This window comes from Niallia tiangongensis, from assembly GCF_044704065.1.
Classification (GTDB): Bacteria; Bacillota; Bacilli; order Bacillales; family Cytobacillaceae; genus Niallia; species Niallia tiangongensis.
In genome coordinates this window covers 1,819,920-1,843,636 of the sequence record NZ_CP162613.1, presented here as the reverse complement: position 1 = coordinate 1,843,636, position 23,717 = coordinate 1,819,920, and the positions used below count along the sequence as shown (strand labels likewise).

General features: G+C 35.0%; 19 protein-coding genes and 2 pseudogenes. 7 read left to right on the top strand and 14 right to left on the bottom strand.

The features are described from left to right. Positions 1-111 precede the first annotated feature (111 nt). A complete protein-coding gene (locus AB3U99_RS08630; RefSeq protein WP_400246873.1) occupies positions 112-1,152 on the bottom strand; it encodes a 2,3-butanediol dehydrogenase in 1,041 nt (346 codons plus the stop codon). Between the two features lie 209 nt (positions 1,153-1,361). Between AB3U99_RS08630 and AB3U99_RS08625 the strand changes: the two genes are divergently transcribed. Then, the gene (locus tag AB3U99_RS08625; RefSeq protein ID WP_400246872.1) at positions 1,362-2,249 is read left to right on the top strand and encodes a LysR substrate-binding domain-containing protein; all 888 of its coding nucleotides are present in this window, start codon (positions 1,362-1,364) and stop codon (positions 2,247-2,249) included. Between the two features lie 64 nt (positions 2,250-2,313). On the opposite strand, the gene AB3U99_RS08620 is transcribed toward AB3U99_RS08625, so the two are convergent. Genes AB3U99_RS08620 through AB3U99_RS08610 form a run of 3 tightly spaced genes read right to left on the bottom strand, consistent with a single transcriptional unit; the run spans position 2,314 to position 4,019 of the window. After that, positions 2,314-2,919: a VanZ family protein gene (locus tag AB3U99_RS08620; protein ID WP_400246871.1), complete on the bottom strand. Its 606-nt coding sequence runs from the start codon at positions 2,917-2,919 to the stop codon at positions 2,314-2,316. Positions 2,920-2,937: 18 nt separating this feature from the next. After that, positions 2,938-3,513 carry an FtsW/RodA/SpoVE family cell cycle protein gene (locus AB3U99_RS08615; protein WP_400246870.1) on the bottom strand — a complete coding sequence of 192 codons (576 nt, stop codon included), beginning with the start codon at positions 3,511-3,513 and terminating at the stop codon, positions 2,938-2,940. Further along, positions 3,453-4,019 carry a sigma-70 family RNA polymerase sigma factor gene (locus AB3U99_RS08610; protein ID WP_400246869.1) on the bottom strand — a complete coding sequence of 189 codons (567 nt, stop codon included), beginning with the start codon at positions 4,017-4,019 and terminating at the stop codon, positions 3,453-3,455. The genes AB3U99_RS08615 and AB3U99_RS08610 overlap by 61 nt, the downstream gene beginning before the upstream one ends. 241 nt (positions 4,020-4,260) lie before the next feature. Here AB3U99_RS08610 and AB3U99_RS08605 point away from each other — a divergent pair, with 241 nt between their 5' ends. Continuing rightward, on the top strand, positions 4,261-5,352 hold the full coding sequence (locus tag AB3U99_RS08605) for an AI-2E family transporter (RefSeq protein WP_400246868.1): 1,092 nt from the start codon (positions 4,261-4,263) through the stop codon (positions 5,350-5,352). Positions 5,353-5,456: 104 nt separating this feature from the next. Here AB3U99_RS08605 and AB3U99_RS08600 read toward each other — a convergent pair whose 3' ends face one another. The 8 genes and pseudogenes from AB3U99_RS08600 to AB3U99_RS08565 form a co-directional block, all read right to left on the bottom strand. Next, positions 5,457-6,737 (bottom strand): MDR family MFS transporter, encoded by a 1,281-nt coding sequence (locus tag AB3U99_RS08600; protein ID WP_400248007.1) that lies wholly within the window; start codon positions 6,735-6,737, stop codon positions 5,457-5,459. A gap of 179 nt (positions 6,738-6,916) precedes the next feature. After that, the gene (locus AB3U99_RS08595) at positions 6,917-7,540 is read right to left on the bottom strand and encodes an SGNH/GDSL hydrolase family protein (RefSeq protein WP_400246867.1); all 624 of its coding nucleotides are present in this window, start codon (positions 7,538-7,540) and stop codon (positions 6,917-6,919) included. A gap of 142 nt (positions 7,541-7,682) precedes the next feature. Then, complete coding sequence (locus tag AB3U99_RS08590; protein WP_400246866.1) at positions 7,683-8,636, bottom strand: metal ABC transporter substrate-binding protein; 954 nt, start codon at positions 8,634-8,636, stop codon at positions 7,683-7,685. 232 nt (positions 8,637-8,868) lie between these two features. Further along, a pseudogene (gene rpmG / locus AB3U99_RS08585) lies at positions 8,869-9,025 on the bottom strand (50S ribosomal protein L33). A 629-nt stretch (positions 9,026-9,654) separates the two neighbouring features. Then, the gene (locus tag AB3U99_RS08580; protein WP_400246865.1) at positions 9,655-10,704 is read right to left on the bottom strand and encodes a Gfo/Idh/MocA family protein; all 1,050 of its coding nucleotides are present in this window, start codon (positions 10,702-10,704) and stop codon (positions 9,655-9,657) included. Between the two features lie 53 nt (positions 10,705-10,757). After that, positions 10,758-11,726 (bottom strand): sugar phosphate isomerase/epimerase family protein, encoded by a 969-nt coding sequence (locus tag AB3U99_RS08575; protein WP_400246864.1) that lies wholly within the window; start codon positions 11,724-11,726, stop codon positions 10,758-10,760. Positions 11,727-11,781: 55 nt separating this feature from the next. Further along, positions 11,782-12,807 carry a Gfo/Idh/MocA family protein gene (locus AB3U99_RS08570; protein WP_400246863.1) on the bottom strand — a complete coding sequence of 342 codons (1,026 nt, stop codon included), beginning with the start codon at positions 12,805-12,807 and terminating at the stop codon, positions 11,782-11,784. A gap of 18 nt (positions 12,808-12,825) precedes the next feature. Further along, positions 12,826-13,542 carry a ThuA domain-containing protein gene (locus tag AB3U99_RS08565; RefSeq protein ID WP_400246862.1) on the bottom strand — a complete coding sequence of 239 codons (717 nt, stop codon included), beginning with the start codon at positions 13,540-13,542 and terminating at the stop codon, positions 12,826-12,828. A gap of 187 nt (positions 13,543-13,729) precedes the next feature. On the opposite strand from AB3U99_RS08565, the gene AB3U99_RS08560 reads away from it, so the two are divergent. The 5 genes and pseudogenes from AB3U99_RS08560 (at position 13,730) to AB3U99_RS08540 (ending at position 19,031) form a co-directional block, all read left to right on the top strand. Then, entirely contained in the window at positions 13,730-14,632 is a 903-nt protein-coding gene (locus AB3U99_RS08560; RefSeq protein ID WP_400248006.1) for a helix-turn-helix domain-containing protein, read from the top strand. A gap of 269 nt (positions 14,633-14,901) precedes the next feature. Then, positions 14,902-16,890, top strand: a complete 1,989-nt coding sequence (locus AB3U99_RS08555) for a methyl-accepting chemotaxis protein (protein ID WP_400246861.1) — start codon at positions 14,902-14,904, stop codon at positions 16,888-16,890. A 117-nt stretch (positions 16,891-17,007) separates the two neighbouring features. After that, positions 17,008-17,892 (top strand): dipicolinate synthase subunit DpsA, encoded by an 885-nt coding sequence (gene dpsA / locus AB3U99_RS08550; RefSeq protein WP_400246860.1) that lies wholly within the window; start codon positions 17,008-17,010, stop codon positions 17,890-17,892. A gap of 130 nt (positions 17,893-18,022) precedes the next feature. After that, positions 18,023-18,865: pseudogene (locus AB3U99_RS08545) on the top strand (SPFH domain-containing protein). Then, a complete protein-coding gene (locus AB3U99_RS08540) occupies positions 18,861-19,031 on the top strand; it encodes a toxin-antitoxin system HicB family antitoxin (protein ID WP_400248005.1) in 171 nt (56 codons plus the stop codon). The pseudogene AB3U99_RS08545 and the gene AB3U99_RS08540 overlap by 5 nt, the downstream one beginning before the upstream one ends. A gap of 90 nt (positions 19,032-19,121) precedes the next feature. Here AB3U99_RS08540 and AB3U99_RS08535 read toward each other — a convergent pair whose 3' ends face one another. Both AB3U99_RS08535 and AB3U99_RS08530 read right to left on the bottom strand, forming a co-directional pair. Further along, positions 19,122-22,304: an SNF2 helicase associated domain-containing protein gene (locus AB3U99_RS08535; protein WP_400246859.1), complete on the bottom strand. Its 3,183-nt coding sequence runs from the start codon at positions 22,302-22,304 to the stop codon at positions 19,122-19,124. Between the two features lie 357 nt (positions 22,305-22,661). After that, the gene (locus AB3U99_RS08530; protein WP_400246858.1) at positions 22,662-23,627 is read right to left on the bottom strand and encodes a S8 family peptidase; all 966 of its coding nucleotides are present in this window, start codon (positions 23,625-23,627) and stop codon (positions 22,662-22,664) included. Between the last annotated feature and the right edge of the window lie 90 nt (positions 23,628-23,717).

The window sequence follows — 23,717 nt, the reverse complement described above, 5'->3', positions numbered from 1 at the left end:
AACGCTGGCTTCTTATAATAAAAAATGCAGTTTTCGTAAAGTTTATTGCTATTACCCTAAAAAAACAAGGATATCCTCTTTGCGACATCCTTGTTCTTAATAACTACATGTTTATTCTGCACTTACTAAAATCTTCACTTGATTTTTTTCTGAAATTAATGATTGGAATCCTTCTTCAACTACTTCATCTAATTTAATTTTTTTTGTCACTAATTTATCCGCTGAAAAATATCCTTTTCTCATTAAATTCAACACGCTTGGAAATACATCTCGATAACCAATAATCCCTTTAATTGTTCGTTCTTTAATGACGATATCATTAGGAAGGATTTCCGCACCTTTTTCCCAAATACTAACAATAACTGTTTCACCTGCAATGGAAGTAGATTGAATAGCCTGTTTTAATACAACTGGTACTCCTGTTACTTCAAAAGATACATCTACTCCACCATTTGTACGGCGAACAAGCTCTGCAACAACATCTTCGTATTCAGCTGGATTTATAACGATTGCTCCAAGTTCTTCTGCTTTTGCCTGACGTTCAGAAGAAAGCTCCACTGCATAAATATCTGTTGCACCTGCCGCTTTCAATGCTTCTATTACTAGTAAACCAATTGGACCACATCCAAAAACTGCTGAAGTATCCCCTGCCTGAATTTTACTTGAACGAACAGCATATAAAGCTACTGCCGAAGGCTCCACTAATGCTCCTTGCTCATAGGACAACTCATCTGGCAATTTATGAAGTAATTCTGTATCAACAGACACATACTCGGAGAAACCTCCACCTCCGCCTGCTAAACCAAGGAATCCCATGTTCTCATCTAAATTATAGGCTCCCTGATGACCATGTGTTGCAAAAATCGGTTCGACAACCACACGATCGCCCACTTGATAGTCGGTTACTCCTTCTCCAATTTCCACTATTTCTCCAGAGAATTCATGACCTAATGTGACTGGAGCTATTTCATTTGTTAAAGGGTGTGGTTGATCTACTGGAATAAAGATAGGGCCTCCTAAATATTCATGTAAATCACTTCCGCAAATTCCACACCATTTTACTTTTATCTTTACTTTTCCGGGTGCTACTTGAGGTTCTTCTATATTTTCCAATCGAATATCCTTTTGATTATGCCATCTTAATGCTTTCACTAGATATACATCCCCTGACTTAAATAAGTTTTATCGCTAACCTACTAAATTTTACCTAGCTCTATTTGTTATTTAAGGCCTTAAAAATCTTACGTTTCAGAAACAATTTAATTATAGTACTTATATTAATAATTTGAAATTATATTATAATTAACTATAGTTAACGATTACTTAACTAAAAATCTATCTTTTTCAGAAAGGATCTACATATGAATATTGAACAATTAAAATATATAGTAGAAATCTCAAATGCTGGTTCATTAAAAATGGCTGCAAAAAAGTTAAATATTACATTACCTGCTCTTAGTCAATCCGTAACAAAGCTAGAAAGAGAGTTAGATGTTGAAATCTTTCACCGTTCTAGAAAAGGCACCTATTCAACAGCTGAAGGAAAAGTCCTTATACAAAAAGCTAACGACGTATTAAGGAAATTACAAGATTTTTTTGATGAAGCCGAAAACTTTACACATACATTAAAAGGAGAGTTAAAAATCGCTACGTTTCCGGGACCATTGGATTTACTGGCTGATCAAATTACTTTGTATAAAAAAGATATTCCTTTCATTAAGGCATCTATAGAAGAGGATAATTCTCAGCATATTATCGAAAAAGTAAAAAAAGAAGAAGTTGATATTGGTTTCATCATATATAACGAAGAAGATATACAAAATAACAAAAACATACATTTTCATAAACTTTATGATGGATGTATGGTTGTTGCAGTTAATAAAAAATCTCCTTTAGCAAACAATTCGTATATCAGTGGAAAAATGCTAGAGAACCAACCAATTATTTTATATAACGATCATTCTATATTAGAATTCGTCCAAAACCTAGATATTGTAGAAAATAATATGGAGGTTTTATTTACAACGAATAATGTTGAAACCATTCGATATGCATTGGAAAGAAATACAGCTATAAATATAGGCTATGATTATGCCTTTAAAACAATAACTGGACTAGCAAACAACAACAGTTATGTTACACTACCATTTGTTGATACCTTAACAAATACCTATTACTTCGGTTATATATATCTTTTTAATAAAGGAATTTCCCGAGTAGCTAAAGAGTTCTTAAAAAGGTTAACATGAGCTTTTACAAATTAACTTATGGTAGAAAATAAAAGATCATTATAATCGTTTTTTCAGAGTATTTCTATTTCTTCATATCTACAAGTTCTTTTCTTTTATGTAAAAGATCCTGTAGGACTTTATATAGAAAAAAACCAAAAATGATCCCTAAAGCATTTAGAATAACATCATCTATGTCCGTACTTCTCCCAATAAATAATTGAGTGATTTCTATAAACAAAGGAATACAAATCGACATCCAAAACAGGTAGATAAACTTTCTAAACGGTCTCCATAATAAAGGTAGGAAAATACCAAAAGGGACAAACACAAGGACATTTCCTAATAGATTAATAATAGTAACCTGATTCCAATTACTAACTTGATTGTTTGAAATAGCTAAGTAGGAAAAAATCGTTGAAAAAGGCAGGAGATTAATACTTCTTATCCCCTCTAGCCGATACATATAGATATGTGCTTTTCCATCCTCTCCAACCATCGTATACCATCTTGGAATAATCGTTTGCGATGCAACCCCTATACAAAACATGATAAACAAAAACAATAAGATTTCCTTGCCCCAGTTCTGCTCATGCTTTTTACATTTAATAAAAAGAAAACGGCCTAGTAAATAAATTGGCGCTCCGATCAACATATAAATGAGCATTGCCTCTAGATACATTCTTATCATACTGTTCCCCAAAATATGTTATTGAAAATTTTTTCTGCGAATAATGCTTAATATAAGGCCAATTAATAATGCATTAATAATCGTTGGCACGATACCATAGCTAATAAACGGCAAGGATAAAGAAGTACTAGGCAGTAACCCTACACACATGCCAATATTATAAATCACTTGGACACTATATAATGCTGTCGCTCCTATTATGAGCAGCTTTGCATATGGATTTTTAATTTTATTTACATTACTAAACATTTTTATGATAAGTGCACCAAAAAGCACCGCAAGTATCCCTGCCATAACATACCCAAATTGGTATGAGAGTTGAAGAAATACAGTATCCGTATAATTAACGTAAAACAAGGCATCAGAATCAGAAGGTCCTATCCACCTTAGACTAGCCCACATTTTATCCAGAAATAAATAATACCAACCGGCATCATCTCCATATCTTTCAGGAAAGAAAAATGCCATTAGTCTTTTAAGCCTGTAGTTTCCTCTTGTAATATAGATATAAGCATTTATTAATAGGAAGATACTTATTCCGGTTCCAAGTGTAAGGAGGACTTTCTTTTTTGAAAAATTGCTCCAAAATAGCATGACAACAACTGTAAAGATATAAATAAATACAGTGGATAGACTATCTTTAATATAGTAGCAATCTCCTTGATTGGTAGTTCTTCAAAGTAAAAGAGAAAAATGATTTCCCGATACACGACCGGCAAATTCATGACAGCTTGAATAAGCAATTGCTCTTCTTCTTTTTGAAGAATTTCTTCTTCCACATTTTCTCTTCTGTCTTCCCCAAAAAGAAATTCATCATCTACTTTTACAACATTTTTCGTATACCAACTTTTCAAATAATCTTTACAGTGGTTAATAGCTATTCTCCATAGCCATGTTCGCAAGCTAGATTTCCCTTTATATTTATGTATGGAATAATATACTTTTACAAATATGTCCTGTGTTAATTCTTCAGCAATTGCTTGATTTTTCACATAGGAAAAAACCAAATGCAATAGCTCTTGTCCGTATGTAATCATTATTTCATCAAAAACTTCTTCTTTATTGTCTATTTCATTCCAGCTTGCTGACAATTCTTCCAAACGATCCCCCCCTTACTTATCTATTAGACGACATGTAAAAGGAAAAGGTTTGGATATAAAGGGAAAAATGATTAAATTTATTGTCAGATTCTCATCATTTTTTGTAATATAAGGCGTAAAAACATATAATGAAAGAATAGGTAAGGAAAGTGCTTATTTAGATATATATTCCAATATCAACGTTTAAGCAAGTTCTTCACTCTACCAAAAAATGAAATATGCTTATAAATGGAGAGATTAAATGTATAAAAAAATCATGCAAATTGGATCCATCATTATTATGTCCTTCTTAATCATTTATTTAGGCACTCTGATTGATTGGTTTTTTAGACCCATCATTGTGTTTGTGCAAACTTTATTTATCCCGATTTTACTAGCGGGTGTCCTTTTTTACTTATTCAGACCATTGGTGCTATGGCTAAGTAAAAAAATGCCGAGAAGTCTAGCCATTTTACTACTATATTTATGTTTAATAGGCATAGGATTTGGGCTTATATCCTTTATAGGGCCTGAATTGCACAAGCAGTTCACAAATCTTATTAATAGTATGCCGTTTATTTTTTCTGAATTAAAAAATGTCTTACGTGAAATTCAGCATAACGAGCTTGTATTACGGTTTGGTCTAGAAGATGTCTTTAATTGGGAAGATAAAATTGAAGAGATTGGCGCAATAGCTGGTGGGATATTAAAGAATTTAGTAGCAAATTCCCTTTCCTTTGTTGGAACCATTTTTAATACCCTGCTTTTATTCATTATTGTTCCTTTTATCCTTTTCTATTTATTAAAGGAAGGTGAACGGCTCCCTACGTTTTTCTTGCAAACCTTAAGTAGAGAAAAGCAAGAAAAAGTAAGACCTATTCTTTCCAATATGGATGAGACGTTAAGTAATTATATTCAAGGAGTTTTAATCGTTTGTTCCTTTGTTGGCATCCTTTACTACATAGGTTTTAGTACCATTAAGCTGGAATATGCCCTTATTCTTGCGATTTTTGGAATGATTACAAATTTAATTCCTTATGTAGGTCCTTGGATTGGTGCGATTCCTTCTGTCATCGTCGGGCTATTACATTCGCCAATGCAAGCAATTATTGTTCTAGCTATTGTTGTGATTATTCAACAAATTGAGAGCCTTTTTGTCCAACCGCAAATTATCGGAAAACGGATGTCCATTCATCCAGTCACGGTGATGGTTTTAGTCTTAGTTGCCGGTCGCTTTATCGGTGTCATCGGCATGGTTCTCGTCATCCCAATCTTTGCTATTATTAAAGTAATTGTTACACATACATACAGATTATGGAGAATTCGACAGGAAGAAAAAATACTTAAGGAGTAGTTATTTAATTGATGGCTACATATTCTATGTTCTTTTTCTCTAATAACCAATATAAAAACTCCTGCGTTATTGGCTAATCACCAAATAACGCAGGAGTTTATTTTTTATAACTGTTTCACTGCCTGTAAATTTCTCTTTTTCATATCGAATTGTTTAAACATCACGTAATAAATAAACGCACTAACTACTGCTAACATAGCAATAATCAAAAATGTCCATTCAAATCCAAACCACGCACTCATTGGAATAGATAACGGTGCAATCATTTTGGAAAAAGTAAACCTCAGGCTAGCTGCTGCAAAATATTTTCCCCGTTGGTCATCAGGAGCGATTTCAGATATAAAGCTTTGCTGAATTCCTGCTGTCATCAGTTCAGCAAAACTAAATAATAGCATCGCAAACATTAACCCCCAAATTATATTGGTTTGACTGAACATAATAACAGCCATCGCATAAATAAAGGAGGAAACAATAAATACATTTTTCTCTTTATATTTAGACATCCATTTTGTCACCATTATCGTAAATATAGCTACTACCAAACCATTTTCTGCTAGGATTAATCCAAAAGCTTGCGTACTTTGAATTTCTAACGACCAACTGCCGATAGAAAATAAGCTTTGGGTTGCGACCACTTCATCGACATAAACTGGCAATAACAAATCCAATTGCATAAAGGTTTGCCCGATTAATACCCCTGCTAAAATAAACATTAAAAAAGTTCGATCTCTTACTATAACCTGGTAATCTTTCAACTGAGAACCTAATGCCATAATCCAATTCTTTTTTGTGCCTACTGACTCTTTATATGGTGGAGCTGTTTCTGCTATCCAAATTTTTAAAACAATACTTAATAGAATATTTAATAGTCCAGCTGCTAGTAAAAGGAAGAATCGATAATCCTTATAAAAGAACCCTCCTAGTACGGGACCTATTACTACTGCAATATTAGTAGATGTGTAGAATATCGCAAATACACTGCTGCGATCTTTCTCTTTTACTACATCCGCTACCATCGCTTGACTTGCTGGCCAATATATACTTGTAAAAAGGCTAATCACTGTAAAACAGATAAAACTAATGGCAGGAGAATCAAGCCAAGGAGAGCTTGCTAATGCAAAGACTAGGTAAGAAATCCCTTGCGCCAAGCTTGATATGACCATCATTTTCTTTCTTCCGTATTTATCTGCATAATAGCCACCAAGTAGATTGGCAACAACCGAAAACCCTTGTGAAAGTATTAATAAGAACCCAGCAATTGATTTTCCAAATGATTCTGTAAAATAAATCGCCAAAAACGGGAAAAACATCCAAAACGTAACATTAACGGTTGATTCACCAGCAAGACGAATCTTTAAATTTCGATCCCAATCTCTAAGTCGCATCGCCATGTTTGTTGTTCACTCTCTTTCTATTTGCTTCTCCTATCATACCGTGATATTTCGGATTAGAAAAGACTTTCTTATTCCTTGTGTTCACTGGTTTAGAATAAACAGTTTGCACGAAAAGAAAGAGGCATGTTAGTTAACAACAACGCCTCTTATACAAATAGTTTTCTATTTTGCTATTTTACATTATTATAGGTTTTCAACCATGCTTGTGCCATCAACATATTTCCAGCAGAATTCATATGTACTCCGTCTGTTGTCAATGCTTGATGATTGGGTTGTTGTAAATATTCGATAAACACTTGATGTGTCGGGACAATTGTCGCATCGTATTTTTCTGCTAATTGATGAATCACAGCAACATAATCCTTTATTAAAATATTCCCTTTTGCATCTACTGATTCCTCAATGATCGTTGGTTCCATTAAAAAGATCCTGGCTTCTGAATTTATCTTTACTTGTGTTAAAAGGCGATCATATATTTCCTTAAAAATTGCTGGAGTAACTTGTTCCATATCAGGGTTGTCTAATTGTCTCCATACATCGTTAATCCCAATCGATATAGTTACTAAATCTGGTCGCAAGGACAGGACATCCTCTTCCCACCTTTTCTCTAAGTCTGGGATTCTATTTCCATTAATGCCTTTATTAAAAAAGTCAGGCAATGCTTCAGGCTGATTTATGGCAATATAATCTTTAATATAGCGAACATATCCATAGCCAATTTGTTCGCAATCTTCAAGCTTATCTGCCTGTGTAATACTATCTCCTATAAATACAAACCGTTGATTAGCAACCATTCTTATCCCTCCATCAAAACGCTTTCACTAATACAATATCACTTTCAACTCCAGCAAAGCAACAGGTAAGTTAACAACCTAAATGAAAAGCCTCCATTGGAAAGAAAAGAAACGCCAATGGAGGCTTACATAAGCTATTTTATTATTGTTGAGCTTGCACGATTTTTTCTAAATTTCTTTCCATTACCTTAATATAATCCAATCCATTATCTTCATCTTCTTTGCTTAACACTTCTAATGTGCTAAGTACTTCTGTTTTCGCTCCGATTTCAGATGCCAGTGTATCGGCAACCTTTTTAGATGCTGTTTCTTCAAAATAAATAACACTAATATCATGTTCTGTTGCAAAATCTTTTAATTCAGCTAATCGTTGTGCGTTTGGTTCTTGTTCTGGCGATAATCCAGTAATTGGTACTTGTGTAAGTCCATATTCACTAGCTAAGTATCCAAATGCTGCATGCTGTGTAATCATCTCTTTTTTCTCTACCTTACTTAAAGCGTCTTGATATTCTTGATCAAGTGCTGATAATTTAGCAATATATGCTTCACTATTTTGTTGATACGTTTCCTTATTATCTGGATCTGCTTCTATTAAGCTAGCTGTAATTGTTTCTACTTCTTTAATCGCTAATGCTGGGCTTAACCACACATGTGGATCTTTCTCATAGCTATGCTCGTGTTCAGCTTCTTCACTCTCATGATTATGTTCATCAGTAATTCCCTCTTTTAATGTAATTCTATTACTTGCTTCAACGAACACTGTTTCTTTATTATTAACTGCAGATTTAATTGTATCTACAAAGCTTTCCATATAGATACTATTAAAAACAAATAAATCTGACGCTTGTACATTCGCTATATCTTTTGGTGTCGGCTCCCAACCATGTGGCTCCTGATTTGAAGGAATAAGTAATTTTACATCTGCCTTATCACCAGCTATGTTTTTTGTAAATTCATACATTGGATAAAATGTTGTCATGATCTGCAGCTTTTCTTTGCTTGATCCACCTGACGCATCATTTTCGCCTTTCCCACATGCAGCTACTATCAATACTGCAAGTAACATCATACTAATCAATTTAAATTTTTTCCCCATTTTTTTCACCCTGCCTTTTTATTTACTTTCTTTATGCAATGTTTTTCTTTTTGGCTATTTTCGTAAAGTTTGTTGCTATCGCCCGCAGCCGGAATACACTTCGCTTTCCGTTGGGCTCGCGCTTTAGCCGCTTCGTCGCTACGCTCCTGCAGGGTCTTAAGACTGTCTTGCTAATCCCACAGGAGTCTACGTGTATTCCGGCTGCTAATTGTTTCCAACTAATTCTTTTTTCCTATTGATAAAACAACAATCTTTTAGAAAACAGCCTTCTTTTTAAACGTGGACTATATTTCATTACCTCTAATTGATCTGGGTTATTCCGCTTATTCTTTGTGGTTATAGTTACGATCTCCTGTTTCTGTGCAAACAAGTGTTATATTTACTCTCATAATTACCAAACCTTTCTGTGTTCATACCCTAATAATGCATGTGTAATACTGGATAAGTAACCTCGAATCGAGTCACAATCCAAGGGTTTGTGCAAAGCTACAATTATGTACTCCACCATTTATCAAAAACCTATGAAAATCATAAATATAGAAAAACTATTTTTAAAACATCTTACGTAGTGTATAATAAAAACAGTCATTTTGCATCTCTACGAATTCCCCTCTATTCTAGCAAACCTCCTTACTTAATAAGTGAGGATTTAATAATACCTTCCACTTCATCATTCACTTATTCCCTCTCCTTATTAATAAAAAATTCCTGCAAAAATATTGCTCAGCACATCATTATCACATAAAGCTCATATCAGGAATTTCTCTATAAGCTCTGAAAAAAACAAATCGAAACGATTACGATTTATAGCATTGAGTGAACAATCATTTCATCGACTATCTTATATTAACCGGAATCATTACGATTTGTAAAGTGTTTTTTTTCATTGATTTTATTCTTTTATTACGTATGGAAAGAACCATCATAAGCAAAATATTATAAAGAAAAAGCTATACTAACCGTCTTCCACGGTGTAAGTATAGCTTTTCAAAATAAGTAATCGTCTGAAAATAGTATTTTACAAAGTCTCCACTTTCGATTTAAAATAAACTCGTTCTTTTTTCTTCCCTGATTCGTAAACCGCACAAATCATTTCTTGTGTTTTTAAGGCCTCTTCCCCAGTGATGTCTACAGGGATTCCCGTAGCTAATGAATCATAAAAATTATTTATTTGCTTCACATGGCTTACTCCCCAGTATCCTTTTACTCCATTTTCATAATGGAAGGTTTCCTGTGGATTATTATCTGCAATAAATTCTCTTCCATCCAGTAAACGTACTGTTGCCCGGTCTGCAACCATTTTCGCAATTCCCTTGTCACAATGTAATTCAATTTCAACAGGAGCATCATATGTGTAATAATTTATGGCATGAAAAGCTGTAACAATGCCATTTTTATAGGCAATAACTCCTTCTGCTGCGTCTTCTACTTCAATAATTTCATGCGCCCGATTACTTATCGATGCATCTACATACTTAATCTCATCATCAATAAACCATCTCATTAAATCCATCGTATGAATCGCTTGATCGATTATTACCCCGCCTCCTTCTTTTTCCCATGTACCTTTCCAATCGCTTTTTTGATAATATTCATCCGATCGGTCCCATGTAACAGATAGCTTACCTGATTTTATCGTACCAAGCTCTCCATTATCTAGCATTCTCTTTATCAGCTGTGACCCAGGATTATAGCGATTTTGGAAAATGACACCAAGGGTAACCTTATTTTCTTTTGCTGCCTCCACCATTGCTTTCGCATCGTCATAGTGAATAGACATCGGTTTCTCTGTCAAAATATGAATCTTTCTTTTTGCTGCTTCTATTGTTACCGGTGCATGCAGATGATGTGGTAAACAGATATGCAAAACATCTATCTTTTCCTTTTCAAACATTTCTTTATAGTCAGTATAGCTGGCACATTGATAGATTTTTGCTTTTTCTTCCGCTCGTTCTTGTTTTACATCACAAACTGCTACTAGCTCTGCATCTTCTCTTGAGACAATCGACTGTGCATGCATAGGAAAAATATTGCCACAGCCAATAATAGCTACCTTTAACTTGGACATATGTCTCCCCCGTTTCTATTAGTTGTATACCATTTTATTTAGACTGTAACTACTTACACCCACCACATTTGCGACGGTGATTCTTCAATTAGGACAGATTTCAGATTGGTTACTGCTCTTGTTAATCCCTCTTTTATCGACATAATTGGATCTTCGTGTTCAATGCTAACCACATAGTCATATCCATAAGTTCGTAAGGCACTCATCATATCAGACCATTCACTGACACTATGTCCACATCCTACAGAACGAAATGTCCATGCTCTCGTTTGTACTTCACCATATGGCTGCATATCTGTTAAACCATACATATTGACATTTTCCTGATCTATATACGTATCTTTTGCATGAAAATGATGGATGGCATTTTCCTTTGCTAAAATTTTTATCGCTGCAACTGGGTCTATCCCTTGCCACCATAAATGGCTTGGATCCAGATTTGCTCCAATAGCATCACAAGTTTCCTCACGTAATTTTAGTAGCGTATATGGTGTGTGCACTAGAAATCCGCCATGTAGCTCTAAGCCAATTTTCACACCATGCTCTTTTGCGATAGTCCCTACTTCTTTCCAATAGGGAATCAACTTTTCTTCCCATTGCCATTTTTTCACATCACTATATTCATTTGGCCACGGTGTAACAGGCCAGTTTGGATATTTCGCTCCATCATGATCTCCAGCAGTTCCAGAAAAGCAGTTTACGACAGGAACATTCATCAAAGATGCTAGTTTTATTGTTTTAATCAACGTTTCATGAGATTCTTTTGCGAATGCTTCTTGTGGTGAAATGGGATTTCCATGGCAGCTGAAGGCACTAATGATAAGGTCACGCTCTGCGATCTTTTCTAGATATTCTTTTCGCTTCTCTTTTGATTCCAATAATTCATCTACATTACAATGATTGTTTCCAGGGTAACCACCTGTACCTATTTCTACCGCTTGAATCCCTGCTTCCTTCACCGCATCAAGCATTTCTTCAAATGTTTTATCTGCAAACAAAACGGTAAACACACCTAATTTCATGATAATTCCCCTTTCGATCATTCCGAATTGATAAATACAGTTTAATTATAGGTAGTTAAATTTTTGTAATTGTCTTCGTTTCTTGTGACGCTAAAGCTGCAAGAATAATAGCTAAAGATTTTTTGCCTTCTTCCCCAGATATAAGAGGCTCTTTATCTTCTATAATGCTTTCTACAAAATGGTCAATTACACCTGTCTTATTCTGACCACCATCATTATTTGACTGAATTCTGCCTAACTCATAATTTACTTTTTCCCCATTTGTATATTGAATGATTAACGAATAGTTTGGATCATCCTCTAAGCGAATAACTGCTTTTTCAGCGTATATAACAGTAGAATTATCTTCTTTCCCTCTATAAGCCCAGCTCGCCGTAAGGGTTCCAATAATACCGCTCTCTGTTCGTAATATACAAACAGCATTGTCATCCACACTTGAGAATTCTTTCGCATTTGTTTCTACAAATGCCCCAACTTCAGAAAACTCTTCTCCTAATACATATCGTAATAAATCAGCTTTATGCACTCCTAAATCTCCCATGGCACCGATAAAAGCTTCTTCCTTTTTAAAGAACCAGCTTTCCTTACCATCTACGCTCCATCCTTCTGGACCACCATGACCAAATGTCGTACGGAAACTATATATCTTTCCAACTTCTCCGCTTTTAATTAACTGTTGTGCTTTTTGATGAGAGGAAACAAAACGTTGGTTATGTCCAATCATCAATTTTTTACCACTCTGTCTAGCAGCTTCTATCATTTGATTTGCTTCTTCTTCTGATGTCGCCATTGGCTTTTCACAAAGTACATGTTTTCCAGCATGCAAAGCATCAATGGAAATAGGAGCATGAAGATAGTTAGGAGTACACACGCTAACAGCATCTATTTCTGCCATTTTTAACAAATCTTTATAATCGGTAAATGCTTGAACTTGATATTTTCCAGCCACTTCTGCTGCTCTTTCTTCATTTATGTCACATACCGCAACTAATTCCACTTGCTCATTCCACAGATACTCCGGGATATGGCGATGCTGTGCAATACTTCCACATCCTATTACGCCAATCTTTAATTTAGTCATTTTCATTTCCTCCTCTATTTACTTAACAGATATTGTTTCGATAGGCTTAGCATTTCCATACACTGGTCTCTTCCGTTTAACTGGTGTTGCCCATTTAACTGCATTGCTAATTACTTGTTGGATTTCTTTATGATGATAGGTTGGATATGTCTCATGTCCTGGTCTAAAATAAAAAACCTTCCCGTTTCCCCTTGCATAAGTACAGCCGCTGCGGAAAACCTCTCCTCCTTCAAACCAGCTAGTGAAAATCAGTTCATCTGGTGCTGGTATATCAAAATGTTCCCCGTACATTTCTTCTTTTTCTAATTCTATATATTCATTAATTCCTTCCACAATTGGGTGATTAGGGGCTACCACCCACAGTCTTTCGCGATCATCTGCTTCCCTCCACTTAAGGTCACAGCTAGTACCCATTAAGGATTTAAAAATTTTGGAAAAATGACCAGAATGAAGTACAATTAACCCCATTCCATCTAAAACACATTGTTTCACTTTTTGTACGATTTCGTCCTGTACCTCTTGATGCGCTAAATGCCCCCACCAGACTAAGACATCTATATTATTCAATACTTCCTCTGTTAATCCATGCTCTGGTTCATCTAAAGTTGCCGTATGTGTTTCATAGCCGTCCTTCTCCAAAAATGCAGCAATTGTACCATGAATTCCATTTGGATAAATCTCCGCAACAAGCGGATTTTTCTTTTCATGACGGTTTTCATTCCAGACTGTAATCATTGTTTTACAACTCCTTTTCTCATTCTATGTATGGCTTTATTATAAAAAATGAAAACGTATAAAAAAATACTTAATCCTGTCATTTTTTTATCCAATTATGTCATTTCATTATCTCCTTTTTGTTACAATAGAAAGAAGAACAGTATCTTTAGAACCTCGTCAAATAGGAGGAGAAGATGAAGTGGAAATGAGGACAAAGCACACCTATAATCAACCTGTTAACGAAAAGGTTATTTACCAAAACCCTCTTCTATCCCTAAAAGTGTGGGAGATACATGATGAGAGGGAAAACGCAATGAGTTCCGTTGAATATCACCCTTGGCACTATCATAAAGAAGTAGAGTTACTTGCAATTCTTGATGGTAGTTTGGCGGTGCAAACAAAAGAAATGGATCAAACGATTTCTGCAGGGGATGTACTCATTATCGGGACATCACAACCTCATAGAACAAGTAAGGCTAGGGGAGAAAAATTGCGTTATATCGTCTTGCAAATAGATTTACATAAACATTTTGATCAAAGCATCCTTCCTTATTTCTATTGTTTTTCAGAATTAACACATCCATTAGACAAGATAAATTATATCTTTGAAGATAATCAAAAAATAAAACAAGAGGTGCATTTTTTAATTAACGAGATACATAGGGAAAGTCAAACAAAAGAAAAAGGCTATGAAATTGCAATCAATTATTCAATCAAACGCCTTCTTCTTTTATTAGTTAGAAACGATTCAAAAAATATGCTCCATTATTCAGAAGAACAAGACCTTTCCAGACTTAAGCCTGTTTTAGATTATATTGATCGTCATTTAGAAGACCGGATACTTGTAGAGGATGTCTGTGAGCTCTTGAATTTTAGCTATCATTATTTCATTAAATACTTTAAAAAAGTTATGGGGATGTCTTTTGTAGATTATATTAATCTAAAGCGAATAAAAAAAGCCGAATTATTACTCTTAACTACAGACAAAAGCATTTTAGAAATAAGCTATGAAGTCGGGATTACGAATATGGCCCAGTTTTATAAACTTTTCAAACGAGATAATCAGTGTTCTCCTAAAGCATTTAAAAATAAAATGTTAAAAAACTAAACCCTTATAACTAATTAAAAACAGCTGACAAACAAAACACAGCTGTTTTTATATTTGTGACACTTTTGTAAATTTTTTCAGAGTTTTCACAAAAAAAGTTCAGAAATGCAATAAGAACCCTTCATTTTTGTCAAAACTTGTCGAAATAATAATTAACTTTTGATTATAAAGTACATTTAAAAATGGCTTATCGTCCTTAGTTATACAGCAAGGTCTAACAACAATTAATTCATGGATGACACAAAATATATGGAAAGGAGCTATGATTGATGAGAAAATTGAAATCATTCAATCAAAATTTAAAATTAAGCACCAAACTTTACATTGCTTTTATCCTTATTCTAATCGTCCCTACTTTAACGGTAGCGTACCTATCTCTGCAAAGTGCTAAACATGAACTTAGCGAAAAAATATCGGAGAGCACAAAAGAGAATGTAAAATTATTAAACAGTAGTATCGACAATACGATTTCTCCCAAGCTTTATGATGCCAATTATTTGGCAGAAATAATAACAGGCGACTTATTTGAAAAACAAGAAGATAATCCTGTTGCTCTTATGACAATACTAGACCAATATAAAGGACTTCATCCAGAAGCTGACGCCGTTTATTTAGGAACTCTGGACGGAAAAATGTACACCTCTCCAGCTTTAGATCTTCCAGAGGATTATGATCCAAGAGAAAGAACTTGGTTTACACAAGCAATGAACAACTCAGAAGATAAAGCAATCGTAACAAGTCCTTATATAGATGCTAGTTCTGGAGAAATGGTAGTAACTATTACAAAAAAAACAATAGATGGTGCCGGAATAATTGGAATTGACCTTAATTTATCCGAATTAGAAAAAACTACTAAAAGCGTAGAGATTGGTAAAGAAGGCTATATCATACTTTTGGATGCAGAACAAACCTTTCTGGTTAGCCCAGTAAACGAAACTGGTACAAAGGTTGACAAAGATTTTCCTAATCTATATAACCAAAATTCTGGAGAGCATCATTATAAAAGGAATGATGAAGATAGAACACTTTACTTTTTAACAAACGAGAATACAGGTTGGAAGATTGTTGGTTCCATGCTGGACGCTGAAACAGATGCTGCCGCACAACCTATCTTACAAAAAAGTCTTTTAATTGTGGCCATTTCTATTATTCTTGGTGGGGCTATTATTATTTTAATTATTCGTTCGCTTGTTAATAGATTAAAAGACATTCAGAATAAAGCAAAAAAAATAAGCGATGGAGATCTCACAGAAGAGATACGTATTCAGTCCAATGATGAAATTGGACAACTTGCCCAGTCTTTTACTACCATGCAAACCAGTTTAAAAACACTTTTAAAAAAGCTAGAGCAACATTCTTTAACAGTTGCCACAACTGCTGAAGAATTAAACGCTAGTGCTGGTCAAACAAGTGAAGCTAATGAGCAAGTCGCAACAGCCATCCAACATGTGGCTATTAGTGCCGAAAAACAAACAGAAGGCGTAGAAGCAAATATACTATCCTTAAATCAAATAGTTAATGGTACAAATACAGTTTTGCTAAATGCTAATGAGGTATTAGAGCGTACACAAACTACTACTCAAAATGCAGAAGTAGGAAAAGCAATTGTCGAGCAAACCGTTTATCAAATGAGTGAAATTCATCATTCTGTATCTGATTCAAATAAAGTAATTGCTTCATTAAATGATCGGACAAAAGAAATTGGCGCAATCGTAGATGTTATCACCGATATTTCTAATCAGACTAATTTACTTGCCCTAAACGCTGCAATTGAAGCAGCAAGAGCAGGAGAATCAGGTAAAGGTTTCACTGTCGTAGCAGATGAAGTAAGAAAATTAGCGGAACAATCTCAAGTTTCTGCCAGTCAAATTACGGAAATCATTAAGGCGATCCAACAGGATTCAAAAGAAACAGTCTATACCATGTCCACTGTAGAAAAAAATGTACAGAAAGGACTTGAAATTTCAGAAGAGGCCATCAATAAATTTATGGAAATATATGATAATATGAATCTAATTTCACCACAAATGTCGCAAGTAACTTCGACACTAAATGAGATATTAACTTTTGTACAAAACACAGAAAAAACAGCAGTAATCATATCAGATCTAGCCAAAAACAATGCTGCTTCTTCTGAAGAAGTTGCAGCTTCAACAGAAGAACAACTTGCCGCAATGGAAGAAATATCTTCATCTGCCAATACACTTGCTTCCATGACAGATGAATTGATACAGTTAATTAAAAAATATAAGTTTTAATCGGACAAAATACTTATATTTATACAAAAAATAATCTAAAGGGAACTAGTCTGAATAATGATACACCTCCATATAGATTACTATATGGAGGTATTCTATCTACACGGAGGAAAGGAAGTGAAACGATTGAATCAGAATCATGTGTTATTAATCATTGGTGGTGACTTTAGACAGCTAGAAGTGATTCGCCTTTTAGCACCAAAGCTTAGAAAAATATATTTAATGGGGTTTGAAGATGCTTCCATCCCTTTAGAAAATGTTGTAAAAGTAAATGAACAAACAGCCCCGCTTCATGAAGTGGAAAGTATTCTCTTGCCGATTCCCGGAATTCAAGATAACGGAATGGCAGAATCGACATTTTCCAAGGAAAAAGTGATTCTAACCAAAGATATCATAAATAAAACGAAATCAAATTCGATTATATATTCTGGAATTATTACCCCCTTCTTAAAACAACTTGCTGCAGAAACGAATCGCAATTTGATTGCGCTTTTCGCGAGAAATGATGTAGCTATTCTTAATTCCATCCCAACGGCAGAAGGTGCATTAATGCTTGCTATAAAGCATACCGATATTACGATACATAACGCTAATGTACTTGTTCTAGGTTTCGGGAGAGTCGGAAAAACTGTTGCTCGTCTTTTTTCTGCAGTTGGTGCCAAAGTTACAGTCCTTGTTAACAAAAAGGAAGATGAAGCAAGAGTAATAGAAATGGGATTCTTACCTATTTTTGAAGCCTCATTAGAATCTACAATCTCAGCCCAACATATTGTAATAAATACTGTTCCTGCACTTATTCTGACTGCTCCCCTTATAAGAAAAATGTCCAGCCAAGCTTTAATCATTGATTTAGCTAGCAAGCCAGGGGGAACTGATTTTACTGCTGCAAAGGAACATAATATCCAAACATTATGGGCATTAGGTTTACCTGCAAAGGTAGCACCAAGAACAGCAGGTACCATTATCGGAAAAACCTTATTGGAATTACTGAAATCAGAATAATTGTGTAAATCGCTTCGGAGATAACTAGCTATCTCCTTTTTGTATGCTTATTTCTGATGTAACTAATTTACAATATTATACAAAAGCGATATCGTAATTATATCAAATTGAAATTATAGAAGTGATTCATTTGAAAGAAAAAAACGCATTTCATTTTAATGGATTTATCGGTGTTCTCCTTATTGCTATTTCCCTTTTTCTTGGTGCCTATTTACTTGTACAAGAACTTCCAGGTGTAGGCATTCCGTTTATATTAATAGCTGCACTTCTTAGTAGTGGAATCACCATTATTCAACCAAATCAGGCTGTAGTTGTAACCTTTTTCGGTAAGTATTTAGGTTCGATTCGCAGTAGTGGATTATTTTTAATAATTCCACTAACTTTAAGAAAAACAATTTCCTTACGTGTACGCAATTTTAACAGTAAGCGATTAAAAGTAAATGACGTCGATGGGAATCCAATCGAGATAGCAGACGTTATTGTTTTCAAAGTAATTGATTCAGCTAAGGCGATTTTCGATGTGGACAATTAGGAGGAATTTGTAGAAATCCAAAGCGAAACAGCTATCCGCCATGTTGCCACGAAATATCCATATGATACCTTTGAAAATGTGGAATTGACATTAAGAGGAAATGCAGAAGAAGTTTCCAACGAGCTTACAACAGAATTACAAGCTCGACTTGATCTTGCTGGAGTCGAGGTAATCGAAGCAAGATTAACTCATTTAGCCTATTCTACTGAAATTGCTCAAGCAATGTTGCAGCGTCAACAAGCCTCTGCTATTATTTCTGCTCGTCAAAAAATTGTGGAAGGCGCTGTGGGAATGGCGCAAATGGCCATTAACCAATTAGAACAAGATAAAATCATTGAATTAGATGATGAAAGAAAGGTACAATTAGTAAATAATTTACTAGTAGCGATAGTTTCCGAAAATCCTACAACTCCTGTAATTAATACAGGTACTTTATATTAATGAGTGGTATAAAAAAAGCTTTCCATTACGCATTGATCCGGAGCTATACGAAGTACTGCAAAAATGGGCTGCAGATGATTTTCGCAGCATTAACAGTCATATTGAGTATTTGCTTCGTGAATCTGCCAATAAAGCCAAGCGATTTCCAAAGCAAAAAGAAGAATGACTTAGCAGATGATTCGTTTCATCTAAAAAGGAGGCCACAGCTTTTATGAAAAGCAGCGGCCTCCTTTGTCTTTGCATTTCGCTATTTAGCTTAGCTTAATAATTCCATTAAATCCTCTTCTGTTATGGAAGATATCATTTTTTCATCTGAATCAATAATTTCATCCACTAAGCTCTTTTTCTTCTCCTGTAGTTCATATATTTTCTCTTCAATCGTTCCTTTGGAGAACAGTTTGATGACATCTACAATATTTTCCTGCCCCATTCGGTGCGCACGATCTGCGGCTTGCTCTTCAACAGCAGGATTCCACCATGTGTCATATAGAATAACCGTATCGGCAGTCATTAAATTTAGTCCTGTTCCCCCAGCTTTTAAGCTTATCAAGAAGTAGTCTCGTTCTCCCAAATTATAGCGATGACATAATTCCACTCTTTCATCAGGTGGTGTATTCCCATCCAAATAAAAAAACGCCAAACCCTTTTTCGCTAATTCCTGTCCGATAATATCCAACATGCTTGTAAATTGCGAAAAAATCAGTACTCTTCGATTGGAACGTTGTGCTTCTTCCATTAATTCCATTAAATGAGCTAGCTTAGCAGAGCCACCATCGTAATTTTCTACAAATAAAGCAGGATGACAGCATATTTGACGTAGTCTTGTTAACCCAGCAAGAATTCTAATCTTATTTTTTCGTAATGTATCTTTATTTAAGTGCTTTAGTGCATCATGTCTTAGTTTTGCCAAATAGGCTGCGTATAATCTCTTTTGCTCTGGTAACAATTCCACCATTTCGCTCCACTGCCTTTTCTCAGGTAGTTCTGCTAAGACATCCTCTTTTAACCGGCGCAGCATAAAAGGTCTTATTTTTTTGGCAATCTGCTTATTTGTAAGATTTGCGTATTCCTTTAACCCCTTCAATAATTCAGGGAAAACAATATGGAAAATAGACCATAGCTCTTCAATGGAATTCTCAAGGGGCGTACCCGTTAAAGCAAAACGATTTATCGCTTTTAACCTATTCACTGACTTAGCTGTTTGAGAAAGTGGGTTTTTGAAATACTGTGCTTCATCAAAGAAAACAGTGTGAAAAGCTTGCTGTTCATACCATTGTATATCTTGTCTAATTAATGGATAGGACGTAATCAGAACATCGATATTTTCTAAATCCTTTTGTAGCAGCACTCGCTCCTTTTTATTCCCATCGAGGACAATACATTGAATAGTTGGAGCGAACTTCATGATTTCTCTCTGCCAGTTATAAAGAAGGGAAGAAGGACAAACGACTAGTACTTTTTGTTTTTCTCTGCGAATCACTGGTAATTCAGATACGATAAAGGCAATACTTTGAAGCGTTTTGCCTAACCCCATATCGTCTGCTAAAATTCCGCCAAAATGAAATTGCGATAAAGTTTTCATCCACTTGAATCCATCTTTTTGGTACGACTTGAGCACATCCTCTAAATCAGCAGGAACCTTAATCGTTAATGTTTCTGGATGTAGGAGAGAATTAATCAGTTCAAAATAGGATTCGTCTAGTTTAAATATCTTTCTGTCTTCCTCTATAAACGATAGGCTTTCTAAAAGAGTGAGTTCAAATCCACTGACAAAATCCTTATCTTTTATTTGTGGGGAGTGAAGATAGCTTTGAATTTCCTCCATCTCCCGCGTTTTTAAGGCAAAAAGAGATCCATCCTGTAAACGATAATACTTTCGCTTTTCTTCTAAAGCAGCTAACAATCCTTTTATTTCTCGTTCCGGAAATCCTTCCATCTCAAATTTAAACTCTAGCCAGTTTATCCGATCCTTTTTTAATTTCACCGAAAACCGTGGCCAAGTTTTTTCCTTAAAAATCCGATTTCTAATCGCCGTTGTTGCATAGACCTTTACAAGCTTTTGCAGCTTCGGTAATACGTAATATAAAAAATCGAACTCTAATTCTTCGTTAAAAAGCATATATCCACTATCCGTTTTCGCAAATGAACTACCATCCATAAGTTCTAATATTACTTCTTCTTTTTTCCAATCTCTAATAAGCACTGCATCTATGTCTTTATCTCGTTCGTGAACTGGATTAATAACGATATTTTCATAGCGGAATTCTAAACTTGCCAACAATCGGTTATTTACTCTATCTAAATAGAGCTCTGCTTGCAGTGGAGCTTTGCCAATTTTTTTGGAAAGTTCTCTCTCCAATTGAACTTCCCCTAATCTTTTCAAGCCTGGAGCAACCTTTTCTAAAAAGAAGTCTAACTGATTGTTTGCAATAAGAATATAATTCTTGCCAACTTTCTCCGTCATTCTCTTCATTTCCACAAGCCTATTAAAATCCTCCGATTCCAATTGAACAACCATTCCATCTATCATTACTGCATAATATTGATGCAAGAATAGAACAGATTCCATTCCAAGAACATTCAATTGATAGCTTCCTGTTTCCTCCTGAAATAAATGAAAGGTAAGTGGAAGTGGTTCATGAGAAACTTGCAAGGGCATTCCAGTCTTACTATATTCTTCTAAATAGATTAATTCCTTCCAATGAGAGCGAAGGATAATCCAAGAGGACGGTGGTATTAATAAAGTATCTTTTCCCCCTAGATTGCTTAATTCGTTGTGATGATTCAAAAAAATTGTTTCATCGCTTACCACTTTCCATAACGCCTGAAGGATTACCTCACTTTCTTCCTTTACGCAGTGAAGCATTGGATCAAATTTCTGCCCTGGAGCATATTCATATGCTTTTCCTTCCTTAATTTGTTCTAAAAATTGGCGAATGTCTTCAATTTTATTGGATAAAAGGTGAATTTCGATGCCAAACATATTTGCTTCTGAATCAACTTCAATAACCTTTATCAAAAATTCAACAAGAACTTCTTCTCTTTTTTCAAAGTGGCGTTGTTTCTTTGGTGAAGGAGAACGAGTCTGATTAAATAAGGCAAAAAAATCATCAGATACATTTGGATTCATATCTTCAATTAAAGAAGGCTCCTTGCCACTCATCTGAAATTTCTTTATCTCCATCAAGACAGCTGCAATATGCTGACATTCCTTTTGGAAGGAAGCTAGCTTCGGACAAGAACAAGTCGCTTTTATTTCACCAGCTTCTACAGCCACCATTACAGCAAAGTCTTCAGTTGCTTGAACGAATGCTTCACAGTAGTCTTCTCTATATTCTTTAAACAACACCTTATGATTCTTTGAAAATGCCTCGCCCCTTTTTAATGAAACAGGACCACACATCTCCATGACCATTTTTCGTGTAATAACGATATTCAACAATCTAATCTCCTTCTTTTAATATTACAAGTTACGCACAAATACCTCCTTACACTTTACTACTTTTTTCGAAACATTTCTATTATAGGAGCATTGTAAAATTAGGTAGAAGTTTTTGTTTCTTATATGAATTATTGATGGTGTATTGGAATTTTGGATCATTTATTTGGTTTTTGGATCATATCCTTATCCAGTTGGATTATATAATCTTTTTTTCATCAATCCCCTTAGAATTTATAAATCATCCCGCCCCTCCTATCTTCTTCCGCTACAAAAAAGTAGACAAACTCCCTTATCAAGAAGTTTGTCCACTTTTTAATAATCATTCAATTATTCATTTGGAAGGTTTCTTTCCTCTTAATTACTATTGGTAACAAGTAATTGCACAGCAGATTGGAGTTTTTCCGTTAATTCATCTGGAGCCGTTAAATAGAGAATTCCATTCCCTTCTATACTTGGTTTATTTCCTAATGGGATGGTTCTTTTAATTAATTGAGCATAAATTTCTGGCTCTGTTAGATTTCGTTCAAAAGCTTCATTGCTGATTGTTTTAATTAACGCTAAAGCACCGCTCACATGGGGGGCGGCCATCGAAGTTCCTGTTAGGCTTGCGTATTTTCCATCTAAAAAGGTAGAGAGAATCTCTTCCCCAGGGGCTACTAAATCAACTTCTCGATTCGAATTAGAAAAACGCGAAGAATTTCGCTCTAAGTCTACGGCACCAACACTTATTACCTCATTATAGGCAGCCGGATACCCCAATTCTTCGGTTGAAGCTAGACCATCGCCTTCATTCCCCGCTGCACATACGACGAGAATTTGCGCTTCGACTGCTTTTTTCACTGCCGCGTGTAATTCCTCAACATCCTCAGGTCCACCAAGACTCATGGAAATAATATCGGCCCCCTGCTCAATAGCATAATAAATTCCGTTTATAATCCAATCATATTGCCCAGAACCTTCTCCATTTAAAACTTTTACAATTAAAAGAGAAACTTCTGGCGCTACTCCTGTTAATCCATTGTCTCTTCCTGATGCTCCAATTGTTCCAGCAACATGTGTCCCATGGCCATTATAATCCATATATATGGCTGGATTTCCGTTGTCATCATCGGTAAAGTTCTTTCCACCTATAATCCGTTCTTGTAAATCTGGATGATTTATATCACACCCAGTATCCAAAATAGCAATGGTTATCCCTTTGCCTTTTGTTTTATTCCATAAATCAGATGCCTGAATTAGCTCAATTCCTTTTGGTATTTCTATTGATAGATCGAATACTTCTTTCACTTGGTAAGGAATTACTCTACATTCTTTTTTCATATAACAGCCTCCTAATAATAGAATGAATAACCCAAAGATAATTTTAACAATTCTGAATTATTTCGATAAGAGGCTTAAGACTCAATTTAG